Genomic DNA, 17,534 nt, shown 5'->3' on the forward strand with positions numbered 1-17,534 from the left:
TTAAAAGTTATATATTTTGCTGTATTTTTCTTTTAAGTATTCAATAAAATATTTTGCAGTAAGCTCTTCTCCCGTTGCCATCTTCAATATTTCTGAAGGTTTATATACGCTTCCATGTTTATGAATGTTTTCACTCAGCCATTCCTTAACAACGCTTAGCTCTCCCTTTTCAATTTTCTCATCAATATCTTTAATATTCTGCTTCATCTTGTTAAAGAACTGTGCTCCATATAAATTTCCAAGGGCATAGGATGGGAAATATCCAAAACTTCCTCCTGCCCAGTGTATATCCTGAAGTACTCCCTGCGAATCATCCTTAGGCTCAACATTGAGGTATTCCTTATACTTTTCTTTCCATACCATTGGCAAATCTTCAACCTTTATTTCATCGTTAATAAGCATCTTTTCTATTTCATATCTTATTATAATGTGAAGGCTGTATGTAAGTTCATCGGCATCAACCCTTATTAAAGAAGGCTTTACTATATTTATGCCTTTATAAAAATCCTCAAGGGATACATTTTCAAATTGAGGATAGATTTTTATTAATTTAGAATAAAAATACTTCCAAAACTCTTTGCTTCTTCCTATTATATTTTCATAAAATCTTGACTGGGACTCATGTATTCCCATTGAAACTCCTGTACCGAGGGTTGTTCCATTCAGCTCATCAGGAATATTCTGCTCATATATTGCATGTCCGCCCTCATGTATACAGCTAAAAAGCGAAGGTCTTAAATCATCCTCATGATACTTTGTAGTTATCCTGACATCCCTGTTGCAAAACTCTATTGTAAAGGGATGCATAGTTTCATCAAGCCTTCCAGCATCAAAATCATATCCAATAGCTTTTAAAGCTTCCCTTCCAAGTTCTTCCTGGCTTTCCTTTGAATAATCCCCCTTAAAGAAGCTGTCATCAGGAGTATAATTTGAAGCTTTAATCTTATCTAAAATCTCAATTATAGCATCTTTGAGCTCACCAAAAACCTTATCAAGTTTTTCAACCGTCATTCCCATCTCATAAAAGTCTAAAAGTGTATTATACTTATTACCTTCATATCCCCAGTAATTTAAAAATTCCTTATTCATTTCTACTATCTTTTCAAGATAGGGCTTAAATATTTCAAAATTTTTCTCATTCTTTGCCTGCGTCCACTTATCCTCAGCCTGTGAGGTTAATATTACATATTCCTTAAATCTATCCTCAGGGATTTTTTTGTTTTTATCATATTCCCTCTTAATTTTCTCAACCATTGAAGATGTAACTTTATCAAGGTCTTGAGCGCCTTCAAAGTATGTTACAAACTCCTTTACTGCATCAGATGTCTGCATCCTGTAAGCTTCTGTAGATAGATACCCTAAAACGTCGGAGCGGAAATTAATACCCTTTTTAGGCATACCAACCCTCATGTCCCAATAAAGTACCGAAATTGCGCTGTTTAAGTACTCGATTTTGCTGACATACTCTTTAAATTCCTTTAGCTTTTCATCAAATGCGCTGCTCATAATACCAACCCCCTATTTTAAACATTAATTTAATAATAGCATAATCTGTAAAAAATAAAAAGAATGCCAAATACAAAATATTGTATTTGGCATAAAATATGTCAACTAAGCGGCACTTGACAAGTATTAAACTCCTGAATAAGCTGAAAATCCTCCATCAACAGGAATAACTGTTCCTGTCACAAATCCTGAAGCATTATTATCTACAAGCCAAAGAAGAGTTCCTATCAAGTCTTCAGGAGTACCAAACCTGTTCATAGGAGTATTGTTTAATATTTTTTCTGCTCTTTCTGTATATGAACCATCTTCATTAGTCAATAATCTCCTGTTCTGCTCAGTTAAGAAAAAGCCTGGTGCTATTGCATTTACCCTTATTCCAACCTTTGACATATGAACAGCAAGCCACTGAGTAAAATTGCTTACCGCAGCTTTTGCACCGCTGTATGCAGGAATTTTGGTTAATGGAGTAAAGGCATTCATTGAAGATATATTTATAATTACTGCCCCATCTTTTTCAATCATATCCTTTGCAAAGGTTTGGGTTGGCATTAATGTTCCTAAAAAGTTAAGATTAAATACAAACTCTATTCCCTTAGGATCGAGGTCAAAGAATGTAATAATATTACTATCTTTATTATTTAAATCCTCTTTATATAAATACTCCTTTGTTGTAGTACCTTTAGGATTATTACCTCCAGCTCCGTTTATTAATATATCGCAGCTTCCTAATTTTTCATTGATTTCTTTTTTTGCATTTTCAAGGCTCTCTGAATTAAGTACGTTGCATTCAACTCCAATTGCATAATATCCCTTGGAGCATATTTTGTTTGCAACTTCATCAGCCTTTTCCTTATTTAAATCAAGTACTGCAACCTTTGCGCCGCACATTGCAAGAGCCTCTGCGAACATGCTGCAAAGTATGCCTCCTCCGCCCGTTACAACGGCTGTTTTACCTTTAAGGTCAATATTGAATGGTACTTTCATATATGTTATCTTCCTTTCATTACTACTTGCATCCTTTTTCAATAGCTTCATATAAACCGTTAAGATATACAGCTCCTAAAGCCCTGTCATAAAGTCCATATCCAGGTCTTCCCTGCTCTCCCCATATCATTCTTCCATGATCAGGTCTTACAGGTCCGTCAAATCCAATATCATAATATGCCTTCATTATTTCATACATATCGAGGGAGCCATATTCACTTCTGTGGGCTGACTCTTCAAAGCATTTTTCACCGGTAATTTTTATATTTCTTACATGGGCAAAATGTATTCTTCCCTTTTTACCAAAATATCTTATAAGCTCAGGTATATTATTATCAGGAGCTACTCCGAGAGAGCCTGAACATAAAGTAATTCCATTATTAGGGCTGTCCACAAGATTTATAAATCTTTCAAGATTCTCCTTATTTGTTATTATTCTTGGAAGCCCAAATATTGACCATGGCGGATCATCGGGATGTATCGCCATTTTAATTCCAACTTCCTCAGCAGTTTTAATAACCCTCTCTAAGAAATATTTTAAATTGTTCCATAAATCTTCCTCAGTTATGCTTTGATACTGAATTAAAAGATTTCTTAGATCTTCTTTATTATAACTTGTATCCCATCCTGGAAGCTCTAAGTCTCCCTTTAAAGGGTCCATCTGCTGAACTGTTTTTTCATCATATATAAGAGCTGTTGAACCATCAGAAAGTTTATAATCAAGACAGGAGCGTGTCCAATCAAATACAGGCATAAAGTTATAACATACAACTTCAATTCCGGCCTTTGATAAATTCCTTAAAGTCTCGCAGTAATTATTAATATATCTATCCCTTGTAGGAAGTCCCATCTTTATATCTTCATGTACAGGAACGCTTTCAATAACCTTGAAATTCAATCCCTTTGCTTCGATTTTATTTTTAAGCTCCATTATTTTTTCTAAGGGCCAAACCTCTCCTACAGGTATATCGTATATAGCTGTTACAACCCCTTTAACTCCCGGTATCTGGCGTATATAATCCAGTGTAACTTTATCATTGTCGCCATACCATCTAAAGGTCATGTACATAAAATTACCTCCCCTCTTCTACAAAAGCTTCATAAACATTTTCATTGTTTTTTTCAAACATTTCCCCGTTAATTACAATTTTTCTTACCTCAGATTTTGGAAGATGTATTTTTACTTTATTATATGGCAGTTCAAACTTACCTTCCTTTGAAATATCTATCTTTATTTCTTCTTCATCGCATTCCATATTAACGTTTACAAATGCAAATATGCCCTTCTTATAGTCGTTTGTATATCCATCATCTTCATAAAGTTTAAATTCAGTTTTACCAACATTCTTATGAGGAAATACCATAAAGCCTCTTTCATCCTTTGACTTAGTTTCAAAGGTGATTTCTGCATCGTTTACAGGAATTATTGCTCCTCCTCTTATAAATAAAGGTGAATAATTTAATGGAGCAGGAACTTTTATCCTTTGACCGCCTTCAAACCATAAGCCTGTATTATAATCATACCAGCCGTCATTATATTCTGGGAGATATACTTCTCTTTCATACTGTCCTTCTTCAACAACAGATGCAACAAGCATATCCTCACCAAGCATAAAGTCATCACAGTCTTCATATGTTTTAGTATCATTTTCGAAATTATAAAAAGTAGGTCTTACCATAGGTTCATAATATTCATGGGCTCTATATAATAGGTTATATATATATGGAGTTATTTTAACTCTGAACTTTATAGCTTCTCTTATATATGGAAGAACCTGAGGATACATCCAAGGTTCATTTACAGTACCATCATCATTCCAAGAATGTATTGTAAATCTTGGATGGAAAATACCGTTTTGAACCCATCTTACAAACATTTCAGGTTCAGGTGCAGGTCCTGCAAAGCCTCCAACATCATGGCCGAAATTATAAATTCCGCTAAGGCTAAGCCCTATACCCATCTTTATATTGTATTTTATTGTTTTATAGCATGTCCTGTTATCACCTGACCAAGTCTGAACATATCTTTGCATTCCAGGGCATCCTGATCTTGAAATAAGATATGGTCTTATTTTAGGGTTATATTCCTTTTGAGCTTCGAAAGAAGCTTTCATCATCAATAGTGACATCAATGGCCTTATCTGTCCTATATTTATTTCTTTTCCAAATCCGTTAGCTTTAGCATCACTGTCCCAAATTTCATATTCATTGTTATCGTTCCATGTTGAGTCTATACCATACTCTAAAAGCTTCTCTGTAACCTCTTTTTTCCACCATTCATAAGCCTTTGGATTTGTGAAATCTACATATGCACCTAAGTCATCCCAGAATTGAGCTGTCTCCGTTTTTTCTCCTGTCCTATCCTGAACAAACATTTTATTTTCTTCAAGCTCTTTATATATTGGATGATCTATTAATAGTGCTGGTTTTATATTTGCACAAAGTCTTAACCCGTTTTCATGGTAGTAGTTTATAATATCTTTAGGAGAAGGGAACTTATCCCTGTTCCAATTGAATACATATCTTTTCTTTCCTATCGATGTATATCCAGAAGATAACTGGAAAGAATCACAAGGTATATCATATTTTTTACACAGTTCTATGAATTTTTGAAGCCTTTCCTGTGCATTTGGTGCATCTGTATAATGCATCGTTGAACCTGAATATCCTATACTCCATTTCGGTGAAAATATAGTCCTTCCCGTTAGATAGGAAAATTTCTGTGTAACATTCTTTATTTCCGGTCCAAGTATTATGTAATAATCCAAGTCCCCATCTTCAGCATTGTAATACCTGTAATACCCATGATAATTATCAAGTTCTTTTCCCATGTCAAATATTGATGTTGATAAATTGTCATAAAAAATCCCAAAGGATATTCCTGTTTCCTTATTTCTTGTTATATAGAAAGGTACATGCTTATAAAGAGGATCAGTAGTTTCTGCATCGTATCCCATAGGATCAACGCTCATCATCTTAAAGCTTCTTCCATGTCTTTCAGCAATTCCTGATTTTTCTCCCAATCCATAATATTGTTCTTTTAAGCTTCTCTCTAAATAATGAAATACTCCTTTTCCTAATGAACCTTCTATATTATAAGCCTGCGTTTTTCTATCGCTTGCAAACTTGATTTCACTTCCGTTAATTTTTGCGTACCATGCCGTCTTCATGCCATTAAGGCTTATAACTAATTTAATTTTAGAAGTTTCTATAGTACATGTAAGTTCATCACAATTTAAAACATATTCAGGCTTAGAGAATGGGGAAATATCTAATCTGTCTCTTCCTTCCTTCTCAATATCATCCATGCCCGGTGCTACAAGCCACGTTCTATCCATTTTCAATTCATTTTCATACATTAAAAACCTTATAACATCTTCTTCAAGCACAAATACCTTTACATAAGTATTTCCATCAGCTAATTTAAAATCTATCACATTATTTTCATTTTTAATCAGTTTGAATAGATACTTTTCCTTTATCATTAAGAACTCTCCTTTATGCTATATTAAATGCAGCAGCTTTGGCAGAATCAAGCTTATTGAAGGTACATATGTAATAAGGAACAAAACAGCAATAAGCGCAGCAAAGAAAGGAAGCAGAGGTTTAAATACTCTCTCAATGGAAACATCTGCGACACTGCATCCTACAAACAGCGCACTGCCAACAGGAGGTGTCATAATACCTATACATAAGTTAAAAATTAAAATTATCCCAAAGTGTACTGGATCTACTCCTAATTGTGTAACTATAGGGAAGAATATAGGAGTAAATATAAGTATTGCAGGAGTTAAATCCATAAAAGTTCCAACTACTAACAATAATATATTTATTATTGCCAGGATAACTATTTTGTTTGTTGAAATAGATAATATTGCTTTGCTTATAGCTTCAGGTATTCCTGTATAAGCCATTACCCAGGACATTGCTGAGGATGCAGCAACTAAAAACATGATAACTCCTGTTGTTACAGCTGTCTTTAAAATGATATCCTTAATATCCTTTAATGTAATACTCTTATATATTATTGAAAGAATCAAAGGATATATAACAGCTATTGCAGCACCTTCAGTTGCTGTAAATGCACCGCCTACTATTCCTCCGATAACTATAACGATTAATAATAAGCTTGGCAGAGCATCAAAAAATACCTTAACTCCTTCTTTAAATGTAGTTTTAGGAGCAACAGGATAGTTGTGTTTCTTGGCATAGAAATATGCAACAACCATAGTTGCAACTCCCATTAATATTCCTGGAATATAGCCTGCAATAAATAAAGCTGATATTGAAACTCCTCCTGCAACAAGTGAATAAAGTATAAGTGCGCCGCTTGGAGGTATAAGCATTCCTGTAGGTGAAGATGCTATATTTACAGCTGCAGAATATGCAGGATCATAGCCTTCTTCTTTTTCAAGAGGAGCCATGGTACCACCTATGGCAGCAGCTGCTGCAACTGCAGAACCTGATAAAGCTCCAAAGAGCATATTCCCAAGAACATTTGCATGAGCAAGTGCACCTGGTATTCTTCCTCCTATAACTTTAGCAAAATTAACTAATCTCTTTGCAATACCTCCATTGTTCATTATGTTTCCCGATAGAACAAATAATGGAACCGCAAGAAGTGAAAAGCTGCTGATACCGTTTACCATTTTTTGAGTTATTGTAAATATTGCAACATCCGGTGGAGTAATTACCAAAGCAGTTATTATAGAAGATAAGCCAATTGCTATTGAAATAGGAATTCCAATCACTAAGGAGCCGAAAAAAACTGCAAACAAAACAATCATTGCTGTTGTAATCATCTATAGTTCTCCTTCCCTCATTTTAAAAATATCTAATCATTCATTTTAAAATCTTCGATTATGTTATAAATCTGATAAAGAATTATTAATACTCCCGAAACCAAAATAGATGAATAAATATAGCTCTTAGGAATATTTAGTATAGGAGTTCTCATTCCTGCAACTCCTGTTGTAATCTGCTGTCCTCCCATAACGAGTATAAATATTGTAAAAATCAATACTGATGAATCTATAAAAACACAAAGAATTTTCTTTTTTATTCCTGACAATTTTTCCTTTAAAAAGATTAAAGACATATGCTGCCTTGTTCCAAAGGCGTAAGCTGCTCCCAAGAATGATGTCCAAATTAAAATTATTATTACAAGCTCTTCAGTGAATGTGCTTGGATTTTTCAGCACATATCTTGTAAAAACCTGCCACAGAACTAATGCTGTCATTATAATCAATAAGGCTGAATTAACATAAGCCAACAAAGTATCTACAAATTGCTTTACTTTTTTCATTTCCTGCACCACCAATATAATAAATTCTCTATTCGTAATTAGACCAGAAAACCTATTTACTGTCAGATTTTCTGGTCTTTTTAGGTCCTTAATTATTGTATAGTTTTAAATGCATCTAATAACTTTTTAACTTCTATCATTTCATTAGAGTATTTTTCAATCATTGGAGCAACTGCTTCTTTAAATGGCTTCTTATCAACATCATTGAATTTAACACCCATGCTCTTTGCCTGCTCTACAGCTTCCTGTACTGATTTCTTCCATAGAGGCTTTTGGAATTCAGTTGAATCCTTTGCAGCTTCCTGAATTGCTTTTTGCTGGTCAGCAGTTAAGCTGTCCCATACCTTTGAACTGATAACTAATATATCTGGAATTCTTGTATGCTCATCATAGCTAAAATATTTTGCAACTTCTCCATGCTTTCCAATTGTTAAAGCAGTTTCATTGTTTTCACAGCCGTCTATAACTCCTGACTGAAGTGCAGTATATACATCACCGTAGTTCATGCTTACTGCTGTTCCGCCTAATGCCTGCATCATATCTGTCTGGGACTTGAATCCCATAACTCTTATTTTTAATCCTTTTAAATCCTGAGGAGTATTTATTGCTTTCTTTGCAGTATAGAAGGATCTTGCACCTGAATCATAATAAGTTAAACCTATAAAGCCTTTATCCTTTGTCTTGTTATAAAGTTCCTTAACTACATCTGATTCCATACATTTATAAAAGTGATTTTCATCGTTGAATACATATGGAAGTGAGAAAGCATTGTAACCATCCTCATATGTAGTCAATGCTGTTGCTGAAACTTTTGTAAGAGCTACTGCTCCAGCCTGAAGCTGCTCTAATACTTCTGATTCAGAACCAAGCTGTCCATTAGGAAATATCTGAATTTTAACTTGACCATTAGTCTTCTCTTCAACTTTTTTAGCAAATTCAGCTAATGCTAAATGAACTGGATGCTGCTCATTTAAGTTATGAGCTAATTTTAATGTTACTGATTTTTGTTCTGAACCTGAACCATTTGAAGATTTTTGAGTTCCGCATGCTGCCATGCTCAGCATTACGATTGCTGTCATGAATAATGCAATAATTTTTTTCATTTTTTATCCCCCTTAATTTTTTATTTTATATTTTACCCTTAACAGGTAAATTATTTACTTATCAGCAGATTAAAAGTTCCTTCATTTTTTTTCTGTCATCTTCAGTAATGTGATAGATGTTTGAATTTTTTTCATTAGTATCTCTGTTTTCAATAATCAGAACCTTCGAGTTATTATTTAAAATTAGTGCATGCCATTGATTTTGTTTAATATTGTAAAGTTTATTTTTTTCGAGAACAGTTACATTTATTTCACCCATTTTCTCTTCGAAGCCCGCTGTAAAGAGCGCAGCTTGTCCTTCAAGAAGCACAAAAACTTCATCAGTTTCAAGGTGTCTTCCAAAGGTTTTAACATTCTCTATATCATTTATTTCATTACAATAGGTGTTCTGTGCAACTCTCCAAGAGTTAAAATCTATAAGAGGCTTAAATCCTTCGCCCTCTATATTTACTATCTCAACCATTTTACCCTCCACTGCTTTAAATTTGTTTTTTAATAAAATCCCAAAAATTAGTGCTGAAGATGCTTTCTACATCTCTTCTTATCTCTTCTTCGCTTATTGCCCAGCCTGAATCCATGATGTCTTGATATTTATCTATAAGTACAGATGAAATTATCTTTTTAGAATGATACCATTTATATATAAGCTGGTCTATTACTCTCGAATCTGAATGCTGAGGAATAAAGGATAATCCGAGGGTCTCCATTCTTATTCTTGTTATCTCCTCTATCATGCTTGGGTTATTTAAAAACCACCAGCATCCAAAAACCATAAGGTTTCTGAATTTTCTTGTTAAAATTGCAAGTTCATGCTGATTCTCTTTAGAGAGCATTGTTACCATAAATTTATTATCCATAAACTCTCTGCACAAATATTCAACTTCACTTATATCTGCCTTACCAAGAAAATCCCCAGCTAAATTCAGTCTTGGATTTGCAGCTCTTTTTACACCTATCATCATTGCAAAGGGAATATTAAATTCCCTGCATACAGGCAATACACATTTTTCAATTATCTTCTTTTTGTATGTATTATCATTTATTATCGTAAAAGATGGAGGCAGCGATACTGCCATATATACTGAATCGGTTCTCCTCACCCATTCAGATAAAAATCTTTTTATTTCTTCGATTGATTTATCATCCAAATCAAATTTAACATCATATCCCCATTGATTTAATTTTAAATATATCTTATCAAAATCATTTAAAAGGGGGTCAATTCTTAATGATGAAATAAACCTGCTGTCTTTAATGTATCCCTTTTGCCATATCTGCCTCTCTTTTTCATCAAAAGGGTCGTTTGTCATTATAACTTCCTTTACATTGGAAATCTCAAAAACTTTATTTATATAATCACTTGTGCTTATTGAATCATAATATTTTCTGTATTCATCCAGATTCCTTTTTGAGATATCAAACCCAAGCTTAGATAATACAGTTAAAACCCCTCTTTGTGCTTCACTAACAGGCGTATGCTGTAAAAACAGTGTTTCCCATATTTCATTAGCCTGCTCTCTTTTTGAAAGCTTAAAGAATTTTTCGTATTCAATATCAGAATATCTGAAATATTCCGCACAAAGATAGTGATATGTCAGAAGCTCATCTATACCCCATAATGATAGTTCTTTAAAGCTTTCTGGGAAAAGGTGTGTATGAATATCTGTTATTTTTACGTTTTCAATTTCATTTAAAACTGCTTTTTTTAATAAATCCCTGTTCGTAATTATAGCTTTTCATCTCCTATCACAATAATTAAAGTGAAAATTGTTAACGTGTGCATATTTAGCTATAAGAAATTATGCATTTTTACTTACTGATTTTCTGATAACAAGCTCGGCATCCATGTATTTAATCATACCATTAGCTTCACAGTTTTCAATCAATTCAATAATCATTTTAGCACCTTCTCTTCCAATATCTTCAATATGCCTGTTAACTGTCGTTAAGGAAGGGTTTAAAAATTGAGAGATGCTATTGTCATCAAAACCAACAATAGAAATATCATCAGGTACTTTTAATCCCATCTGAAAAGCTGCATTCATTGCTCCTATAGCCATATCATCATTTGAGCAAAAAACAGCGCTGGGCACTTTAGGCAATGACAAAAGCTTTTCCATTGCCGTATATCCGCTTTTGAAATCATATGTACCTTGAACTATAAAATCATTATTTATAAAGATTTTATTTTCCATCAAAGCATCTAAATACCCCTGTTTTCTCTTTTCTGTTGATTTAAATCCTTCCTTACCTAAAATGATTGCAATATCCTTATGTCCATTATCTATTAAGTAATTAACTGCTTGTTTTGAGGCGATTCTATCATCCGTTAATATACAGATGATAGAATCACATTTTATTTCCCTGTTTAGAACAACAATAGGTATTTTTTTCTCTATAACATTATATATAAACAGATTGTCCTTTTCGCTTTGGCTCATCAAAATTATTCCGTCAAATCTCTTTGATGTAACTAAGTTGAAATCTTTATAATCATCTATGCCTTTAATTATTAAATTATATTTATCCTTAATTATGCTGTTTACACCCTTTACAGTTTGATTGAAAAATGAAGGTGTTGTTCCTATATTTAATGTAGAGAAGAACAAACCTATATTAAATGTTCTATCTGTAACCAGATTTTTAGCATTTAAATTAGGTACATAATTAAGCTGCTGGGCTATTTCTTTAATTTTATTTTTTGTTTCATCCTTTATAAGAGGGCTGTTGTTTAAAGCCCTCGATACTGTTGTATGAGAAACTCCTGCCAGTCTTGCGATATCCTTAATTGTAACGTTCATAACAATTCACCTTCATGGCTAACCTAAACTACAGTATGAATTATACCATGTTTTGCACACGTTAACAATATATATTTTATAAAAATTTTCATAAGTATTAAAATTTATTATCTTTGCACTCTTCCTGATGCGTCACCCTTCATTAAAGTTTCTACTTCTTCTTTAGAAACAAGGTTAAAGTCTCCTTCAATTGAATGTTTTAGGCAGGATGCTGCAACCGCAAACTCGAGTGCATCTTTGCTGCCCATTCCTGAGGATAATCCGTATATAAGTCCTCCTGCAAAGGAGTCTCCGCCGCCAACTCTGTCAACGATTCTAATATCATATTTTCTTGATCTTATAAATTCCTTACCATCATAAATCATAGCTGACCAGCCGTTATCTGAAGCCGAGTAGCTCTCTCTTAAAGTTATAGCTGCATATTTTAAACCAAATCTGTCAAAAAGCTCTTTCGCAACCTTTCTATATCCCTCTTCGCTCAGCTTTCCGCTTTCAATATCTGTTGCATCTGCCTTTATTCCAAATACTTTTTCTGCATCTTCTTCATTTGCAATTATAACATCGCAGTATTTTACTATCTCTCCCATTACTTTTCCTGCTTTTTCGCTGCTCCAAAGCTTTTTTCTGTAGTTAAGATCGCAGCTTACCATAACTCCTTTTTCTTTTGCTTTTTTTACAGCTTCTAAAGTAATTTCAGCACAATTATCTGATAAAGCTGGAGTTATACCTGTAAAATGGAACCACTGTGCATCTTTAAAAACCTCGTCCCAGTTAAAGTCTTCACTTGAAGCTTCTGATATAGATGAATGAGCCCTGTCATATATAACCTTTGATGGTCTTTGTGATGCTCCTTTTTCGCAGAAATATATTCCAAGTCTTTCTCCGCCTCTTGCTATGTAGTCAGTATTTACTCCATACTTTCTAAGCTCATTAACTGCACATTGTCCTATTTCATGCTTTGGAACTTTAGATACAAAATATGCATCCTTCCCATAATTAGATAGGGATACAGCAACATTCGCTTCTCCTCCGCCATATACAACTGAAAATTCCTTTGACTGAACAAACCTTTCATAACCCATAGGGGCAAGTCTTAACATTATTTCTCCAAATGTTACAAATTTACTCATTATATTTGCCTCCTCAATATTTATATATTAATTCTATTTATTTTTGTCTTGCTTTTTTTACAGCTTCTACGAATTGCTGTGCAGTTCTTGTTACAAGTTCATAGTCTCCTGTTTTTGCTCCCTTTGTAAGGCTGCTTCCTGTGCCTACTGCAACAGCACCAGCTTTAATCCATTCCTCAACGTTATTTAAGTCTACCCCTCCTGTAGGCATAAAATTACCCTGTGGAAGAGGTCCTTTAAAGTCTTTAATTATTGAAGGCCCAAAAGCACTTCCTGGAAATACTTTTAAAATTTCAGCTCCAAGCTCTAAAGCTTCAATAGCATCCCTTACAGTCATAATTCCCGGCATAACAGGAACCCTGTATCTATTGCATAATTTAATAGTATCAGGATTTAAACTCGGGCTTACAATATATTTTGCGCCTGCTAATATACAAGCCCTTGCTGTTTCAGGATCAAGTACTGTTCCTGCACCTATTACAACATCATCATCATCTTTATAAACCTGTGAAAGCTCTTTTATAATATCAACAGCATCTATAACCGTCATGGTAACTTCGAGAATATTTATTCCGCCTTTTTTAACAGCATCAACTATTTTTATTCCCTGCTCTTTAGACTCTGCTCTTATAACAGCAACTACCCCGCTGTCTACTATTTTTTTAATAGTTTCAATCCTTTTCATTCTCATACCTCCTATAATAATCCATTTAATTTTTAATCTTTAATTTTTACCTTAAGCATATAAAAGCATTTTGTCATTTAATTTCGTTCCATATTATGAAACATAGTTTCATTATTTTCCTATAAAAAATATAATTTCTTTTTAAATATCTATCCCTTACTTTGTAAAGAGCCGAAAAATTTTTTATATATAAATTTAATCAGATAATGTTGTAAATATGATATATAAAAATAACTTTACTCTAAACATCGTTAGGAAAAATAGTTTCGTTATTTTATAAATTTAATAAAAAGCTCTTATCTGTTTCACATGATGGAACGATGTTTCAATTTGTTCCATTATTATATTATCATTACTTTTATAAAAATTCCATATAAAATTTATAATTTTATTTATTTTTAATATATCCTAACTGATATGAAATTTCCTCTGTTATTTCAATTAATATTTTCTTTATCTCCTTCATTTTATCATCTGTCATATGTATTGTAAGACCTGATATACTTGCTGCAGCTTCTGCTTTCCCTTCTCTATTATATATAGGTGCTGCTATGCATCTAATTCCTTCTTCAAATTCAACCTCATCAACTGCATAGCATCTTTCCTTTGATTTTTTTAATTCATTAATCAGTCCATCAATATTTGTTATTGTATTTTGTGTGTACTTAATCATATCTTTTTCTTTTATTAACGCTTTTATAAAGTTTTCATCATAATCCCACAAAAGAACTTTGCCAACAGCTGTACAGTAGAGAGGAATTCTTTTTCCTATCTGCGAATTCATTCTAACGCTTCTTTTATTGGTATCGCTTTCAACTTTATCAATATATATTGCTTTATCTCCATCAAGAACAGCAAGATGTACAACCTGGTCTGTTACCTGAGCAAGTTTCTTTAAATATGGTCTTGATACATTTCCTATATCAAGGCTGTCAAGTATTGAATTTGCAAGATATAGTATTCTTTTCCCAAGCCTATAATTATCGCTGTCAATTTCCTTTTCAACATATCCTTTATTCATAAGAGTTAAAAGCAATCTATGAACTGTACTCTTGCTAAGCCCAACATCCTTCGATATTTTAGTTACACCGCATCCTTTTTTCTCCTCAGAGAGCTTTTCTAAAATTAATATTGCTCTTTCAACGGATTGTACATTGCTTTCTGATTCCTTTGTCATATAATCACCTCGATTACTAAATTTATCTAAGAAAAATCCATTAAATCTAATTTTATCATATAAGCTCTTTAGGATAAACTAAAATGATATCATTTTTAAAGTATTTCTTATGCAAAAGAGCCGCCTTAAATCCTTAAGACAGCCCCTATAAAATCCCTATATTGAGTTTGTCAACTGGGTGGCACTTGACAAACTCAAAAGATTATCTATAGATATCCCTGCTGAAATTACTCCCTTATCATCCTTCCTTCTTAGTGCCATAAATTTATAAAGTTCTCCTGTATCAAGCCTTCTTGTCAGAGGATATATTTTTATATCCTCATTAGATTTGTAAAACTCAACATAGCGTTTATCGATTTCAAAAATATTTAATCCTATTGCATCCTTTGTTGTGGCATATTCAAATCGTCCCTTATCATTTGAATAATAGATATCATTTATTTTTAGACTGCTGCATAATTTCATTAATTCATCTGGGGATTTATCACCAGAATATTCAATTATTATTTCGCCTATTTCTTTTAATTTACTATCCACATCTTCATCTAAAACATTTTCTAAAAACTCATTGCTTAGATTTGAAATTTTATCTGTTACAAAATTTAAAGCACTGATTATTATTCTTTGGTTCTCAACTGCCTCAGAGGTTGTCTGAATAAATTCCAAAGTCCTGTCGTGGGAAAACTTTAATGTGTTAATTTTTCCTCTTGTCCTGTCTGCTGAAATTTGAACCTCTTTTGCTTCATTTTTTATTTCATCAATTTTCTTGTCAAGTTTATTTGATGCTTCAAATATATTTTTAAGGGCATCATCTATATTAACTATAGTATTGTTTACTTCTGCTATTTTCCCATTACTACTGCTGCTAATGCTTTGCATATTTTCTATATTGCTTTGAAGCTCACTGGTTAGTTTCTTTATTTCCATGTTAAAATATTTTACCTGTTCTGAAAGTTTCCTGACTTCACTTGCAACAACAGCAAAACCCTTCCCATGTTCTCCTGCTCTTGCCGCTTCAATGCTTGCATTCAACGACAATAAATTAGTCTGGTTAGCAATTTGCTCTATGCTGTGGGATACTGAAAATATTTTTTCTGAAGTTGATTTTAGGTAATCAGTGGTATGAATAAAATTCTTATATATATCAACTATATCATTAAAGTTTTTTATTATACTCTTTATAGTATTTTCACTGTTCACTATAACCTCAATGCTTTCATTTGAAAGCTTAGCCGTATCCTTTGATAAATCTCTGATAAATACTGCTTTATTATTAATATGAGATGCTTCATCATCGATAGATTTTATGTTATTTGCATCCTCGTCAACTAATTTTCTAATCTCTGATGAAAACTCCATGGTTTCACTTGATGATTTAATCAGTTCATTTGAAGAAACATACAAATCTTTACTCGCATCAGCAAGTTTTTTTGAGGTTTCCTTTAGATTAATTGTTTCCTTTTCAATATATACATTTTTCTCAACAGTTTTAACTTTTTTTACATAAAAGTAAGTGCTTAAACTTGCAAAAGCAGCTATAAATACATATATGGCAAAATGAGAGAAATTAATATATGATAATATTTTCGAGATAAAAACAGATAATAAAATAATAATTATTAACTTTAAATATTCCATCCTATCACCTTATTCTTAGAAATGTTATAATATATATTTCTATCCAAAATAAAAAATCCCTTTTTTTTGCAAATAAAAACTGCCCTTTGGCAGTTTTTACATGAACCTTTCAAATTCATCTTTTTTATACAAATCCTTTACAAGCTCCTTTATCTGCTGACACCTGTCCTTAGGACATATTAAAAGAGCATCTTCAGTATCAACTATTAGCATATCCTTAAGGCCTATTGCAGATATAAGCCTTTTATCACCAAGTATCATAGTGTTATAAACATCTAAAAGGCCAGCTTTACATCCTGTTACTATATTGCTGTTTTCATCATGATTCAAAAATCTTTCAAGGGACACAAAGCTTCCTATATCATCCCAATCAAAGGATGTTTCAAGTACAACAGCCCTATGAGTCCTTTGCATAACTCCAAAGTCAATTGAAATGCCATCTATTTTAGAGTACTCCTCATTTATAATCTCCTCTTCCTTCTCTGTTCCTATATATTCATACATCCTCATTAGGTTTTTATAAAGATCCGGAAGATACTTTTTTATCTCCCTAAGGAGTCTATCATCATTATTTACCAAAGTTGGATAATATATTCTCATATTTTTATTGTTATTATAACACAATTTTAGCTCAAAATTTCGTCTAATTTAAACTCAAGACCTTTAAATACACTACAGCATATACCCTCGTTGAATGTGTATTTCTGTGGTTCACCATATTGCCCTTTATCATTTAATATATATACAAGCACGTTTTTTGATTCGGGATTTACTATCCAATACTCTTTAACCTTAAACTTTTCATATAAATAAAGCTTTTTCACATAGTCAATTGAAGCATTTGATGGTGAAACAACCTCTATTATAAAATCTGGTGTACCTTTGCAACCCTTATCATCTAATTTATTTTTATCACACACAACTGAAATATCTGGTTGAACAACATTTTTACAGGAATCTTCACTTTCATCTTCTTCAATTAATCTTACATCAAATGGTGCAACATATACTTCACAATTTAGATTCTTTTCAGCTAAAAAATTTCCTATAATCCTCGCTCCTTCAGTAACTATTTTTTGGTGTACTCTTGAAGGTGCTGGTGCCATCGCAAAAAATTGTCCATCTATAAGCTCAACTCTTGCATCTTTATCAAAATTCAAATAATCTCTATACGTATGAATGTCATTCCTTTTAGGAATTGCCAT

At 32.7% G+C, this 17,534-nt stretch carries 16 protein-coding genes; all 16 read right to left on the reverse strand.

Going from position 1 to position 17,534, the window contains the following annotated elements; all coding sequences use genetic code 11:
* Nucleotides 1-1,506: a carboxypeptidase M32 gene (locus tag B5D15_RS00935; RefSeq protein ID WP_078695224.1), complete on the reverse strand. Its 1,506-nt coding sequence runs from the start codon at nucleotides 1,504-1,506 to the stop codon at nucleotides 1-3.
* Between the two features lie 126 nt (nucleotides 1,507-1,632).
* Entirely contained in the window at nucleotides 1,633-2,490 is an 858-nt protein-coding gene (locus tag B5D15_RS00940) for an SDR family oxidoreductase (RefSeq protein ID WP_078695309.1), read from the reverse strand.
* Nucleotides 2,491-2,512: 22 nt separating this feature from the next.
* A complete protein-coding gene (uxuA, locus tag B5D15_RS00945) occupies nucleotides 2,513-3,559 on the reverse strand; it encodes a mannonate dehydratase (protein WP_078695225.1) in 1,047 nt (348 codons plus the stop codon).
* A 4-nt stretch (nucleotides 3,560-3,563) separates the two neighbouring features.
* The gene (locus tag B5D15_RS00950; RefSeq protein ID WP_078695226.1) at nucleotides 3,564-5,975 is read right to left on the reverse strand and encodes a glycoside hydrolase family 31 protein; all 2,412 of its coding nucleotides are present in this window, start codon (nucleotides 5,973-5,975) and stop codon (nucleotides 3,564-3,566) included.
* Nucleotides 5,976-5,993: 18 nt separating this feature from the next.
* Nucleotides 5,994-7,292: a TRAP transporter large permease gene (locus B5D15_RS00955; RefSeq protein ID WP_078695227.1), complete on the reverse strand. Its 1,299-nt coding sequence runs from the start codon at nucleotides 7,290-7,292 to the stop codon at nucleotides 5,994-5,996.
* Between the two features lie 32 nt (nucleotides 7,293-7,324).
* Nucleotides 7,325-7,795: a TRAP transporter small permease gene (locus tag B5D15_RS00960; RefSeq protein WP_078695228.1), complete on the reverse strand. Its 471-nt coding sequence runs from the start codon at nucleotides 7,793-7,795 to the stop codon at nucleotides 7,325-7,327.
* A 92-nt stretch (nucleotides 7,796-7,887) separates the two neighbouring features.
* The gene (locus B5D15_RS00965) at nucleotides 7,888-8,898 is read right to left on the reverse strand and encodes a TRAP transporter substrate-binding protein (protein WP_078695229.1); all 1,011 of its coding nucleotides are present in this window, start codon (nucleotides 8,896-8,898) and stop codon (nucleotides 7,888-7,890) included.
* Nucleotides 8,899-8,959: 61 nt separating this feature from the next.
* A complete protein-coding gene (locus tag B5D15_RS00970; RefSeq protein WP_078695230.1) occupies nucleotides 8,960-9,361 on the reverse strand; it encodes a cupin domain-containing protein in 402 nt (133 codons plus the stop codon).
* Between the two features lie 16 nt (nucleotides 9,362-9,377).
* Complete coding sequence (locus tag B5D15_RS00975; protein ID WP_242948657.1) at nucleotides 9,378-10,208, reverse strand: hypothetical protein; 831 nt, start codon at nucleotides 10,206-10,208, stop codon at nucleotides 9,378-9,380.
* Nucleotides 10,209-10,697: 489 nt separating this feature from the next.
* Nucleotides 10,698-11,699 (reverse strand): LacI family DNA-binding transcriptional regulator, encoded by a 1,002-nt coding sequence (locus tag B5D15_RS00980; RefSeq protein WP_078695232.1) that lies wholly within the window; start codon nucleotides 11,697-11,699, stop codon nucleotides 10,698-10,700.
* Between the two features lie 107 nt (nucleotides 11,700-11,806).
* Entirely contained in the window at nucleotides 11,807-12,829 is a 1,023-nt protein-coding gene (locus tag B5D15_RS00985) for a sugar kinase (protein WP_078695233.1), read from the reverse strand.
* 37 nt (nucleotides 12,830-12,866) lie between these two features.
* Entirely contained in the window at nucleotides 12,867-13,514 is a 648-nt protein-coding gene (locus tag B5D15_RS00990) for a bifunctional 4-hydroxy-2-oxoglutarate aldolase/2-dehydro-3-deoxy-phosphogluconate aldolase (protein ID WP_078695234.1), read from the reverse strand.
* A 388-nt stretch (nucleotides 13,515-13,902) separates the two neighbouring features.
* The gene (locus B5D15_RS00995) at nucleotides 13,903-14,691 is read right to left on the reverse strand and encodes an IclR family transcriptional regulator (protein WP_078695235.1); all 789 of its coding nucleotides are present in this window, start codon (nucleotides 14,689-14,691) and stop codon (nucleotides 13,903-13,905) included.
* A gap of 156 nt (nucleotides 14,692-14,847) precedes the next feature.
* A complete protein-coding gene (locus B5D15_RS01000; protein WP_078695236.1) occupies nucleotides 14,848-16,329 on the reverse strand; it encodes a methyl-accepting chemotaxis protein in 1,482 nt (493 codons plus the stop codon).
* A 96-nt stretch (nucleotides 16,330-16,425) separates the two neighbouring features.
* Nucleotides 16,426-16,929, reverse strand: a complete 504-nt coding sequence (locus B5D15_RS01005; protein ID WP_179122134.1) for a mannose-6-phosphate isomerase — start codon at nucleotides 16,927-16,929, stop codon at nucleotides 16,426-16,428.
* 26 nt (nucleotides 16,930-16,955) lie between these two features.
* Entirely contained in the window at nucleotides 16,956-17,534 is a 579-nt protein-coding gene (locus B5D15_RS01010; protein ID WP_078695238.1) for a Uma2 family endonuclease, read from the reverse strand.

Origin of the sequence: Caloramator quimbayensis, assembly GCF_900167605.1 — a bacterium.
Classification (GTDB): domain Bacteria; phylum Bacillota; class Clostridia; order Clostridiales; family Caloramatoraceae; genus Caloramator_B; species Caloramator_B quimbayensis.

Excerpts from the sequence above, each read along its gene's own strand:
- B5D15_RS00935 (WP_078695224.1), bottom strand. The coding sequence starts at position 1,506 with ATGAGCAGCGCATTTGATGAAAAGCTAAAGGAATTTAAAGAGTATGTC.
- B5D15_RS00940 (WP_078695309.1), bottom strand. The coding sequence starts at position 2,490 with ATGAAAGTACCATTCAATATTGACCTTAAAGGTAAAACAGCCGTTGTA.
- uxuA (WP_078695225.1), bottom strand. The coding sequence starts at position 3,559 with ATGTACATGACCTTTAGATGGTATGGCGACAATGATAAAGTTACACTG.
- B5D15_RS00950 (WP_078695226.1), bottom strand. The coding sequence starts at position 5,975 with ATGATAAAGGAAAAGTATCTATTCAAACTGATTAAAAATGAAAATAAT.
- B5D15_RS00955 (WP_078695227.1), bottom strand. The coding sequence starts at position 7,292 with ATGATTACAACAGCAATGATTGTTTTGTTTGCAGTTTTTTTCGGCTCC.
- B5D15_RS00960 (WP_078695228.1), bottom strand. The coding sequence starts at position 7,795 with ATGAAAAAAGTAAAGCAATTTGTAGATACTTTGTTGGCTTATGTTAAT.
- B5D15_RS00965 (WP_078695229.1), bottom strand. The coding sequence starts at position 8,898 with ATGAAAAAAATTATTGCATTATTCATGACAGCAATCGTAATGCTGAGC.
- B5D15_RS00970 (WP_078695230.1), bottom strand. The coding sequence starts at position 9,361 with ATGGTTGAGATAGTAAATATAGAGGGCGAAGGATTTAAGCCTCTTATA.
- B5D15_RS00975 (WP_242948657.1), bottom strand. The coding sequence starts at position 10,208 with ATGACAAACGACCCTTTTGATGAAAAAGAGAGGCAGATATGGCAAAAG.
- B5D15_RS00980 (WP_078695232.1), bottom strand. The coding sequence starts at position 11,699 with ATGAACGTTACAATTAAGGATATCGCAAGACTGGCAGGAGTTTCTCAT.
- B5D15_RS00985 (WP_078695233.1), bottom strand. The coding sequence starts at position 12,829 with ATGAGTAAATTTGTAACATTTGGAGAAATAATGTTAAGACTTGCCCCT.
- B5D15_RS00990 (WP_078695234.1), bottom strand. The coding sequence starts at position 13,514 with ATGAAAAGGATTGAAACTATTAAAAAAATAGTAGACAGCGGGGTAGTT.
- B5D15_RS00995 (WP_078695235.1), bottom strand. The coding sequence starts at position 14,691 with ATGACAAAGGAATCAGAAAGCAATGTACAATCCGTTGAAAGAGCAATA.
- B5D15_RS01000 (WP_078695236.1), bottom strand. The coding sequence starts at position 16,329 with ATGGAATATTTAAAGTTAATAATTATTATTTTATTATCTGTTTTTATC.
- B5D15_RS01005 (WP_179122134.1), bottom strand. The coding sequence starts at position 16,929 with ATGAGAATATATTATCCAACTTTGGTAAATAATGATGATAGACTCCTT.
- B5D15_RS01010 (WP_078695238.1), bottom strand. The coding sequence starts at position 17,534 with ATGGCAATTCCTAAAAGGAATGACATTCATACGTATAGAGATTATTTG.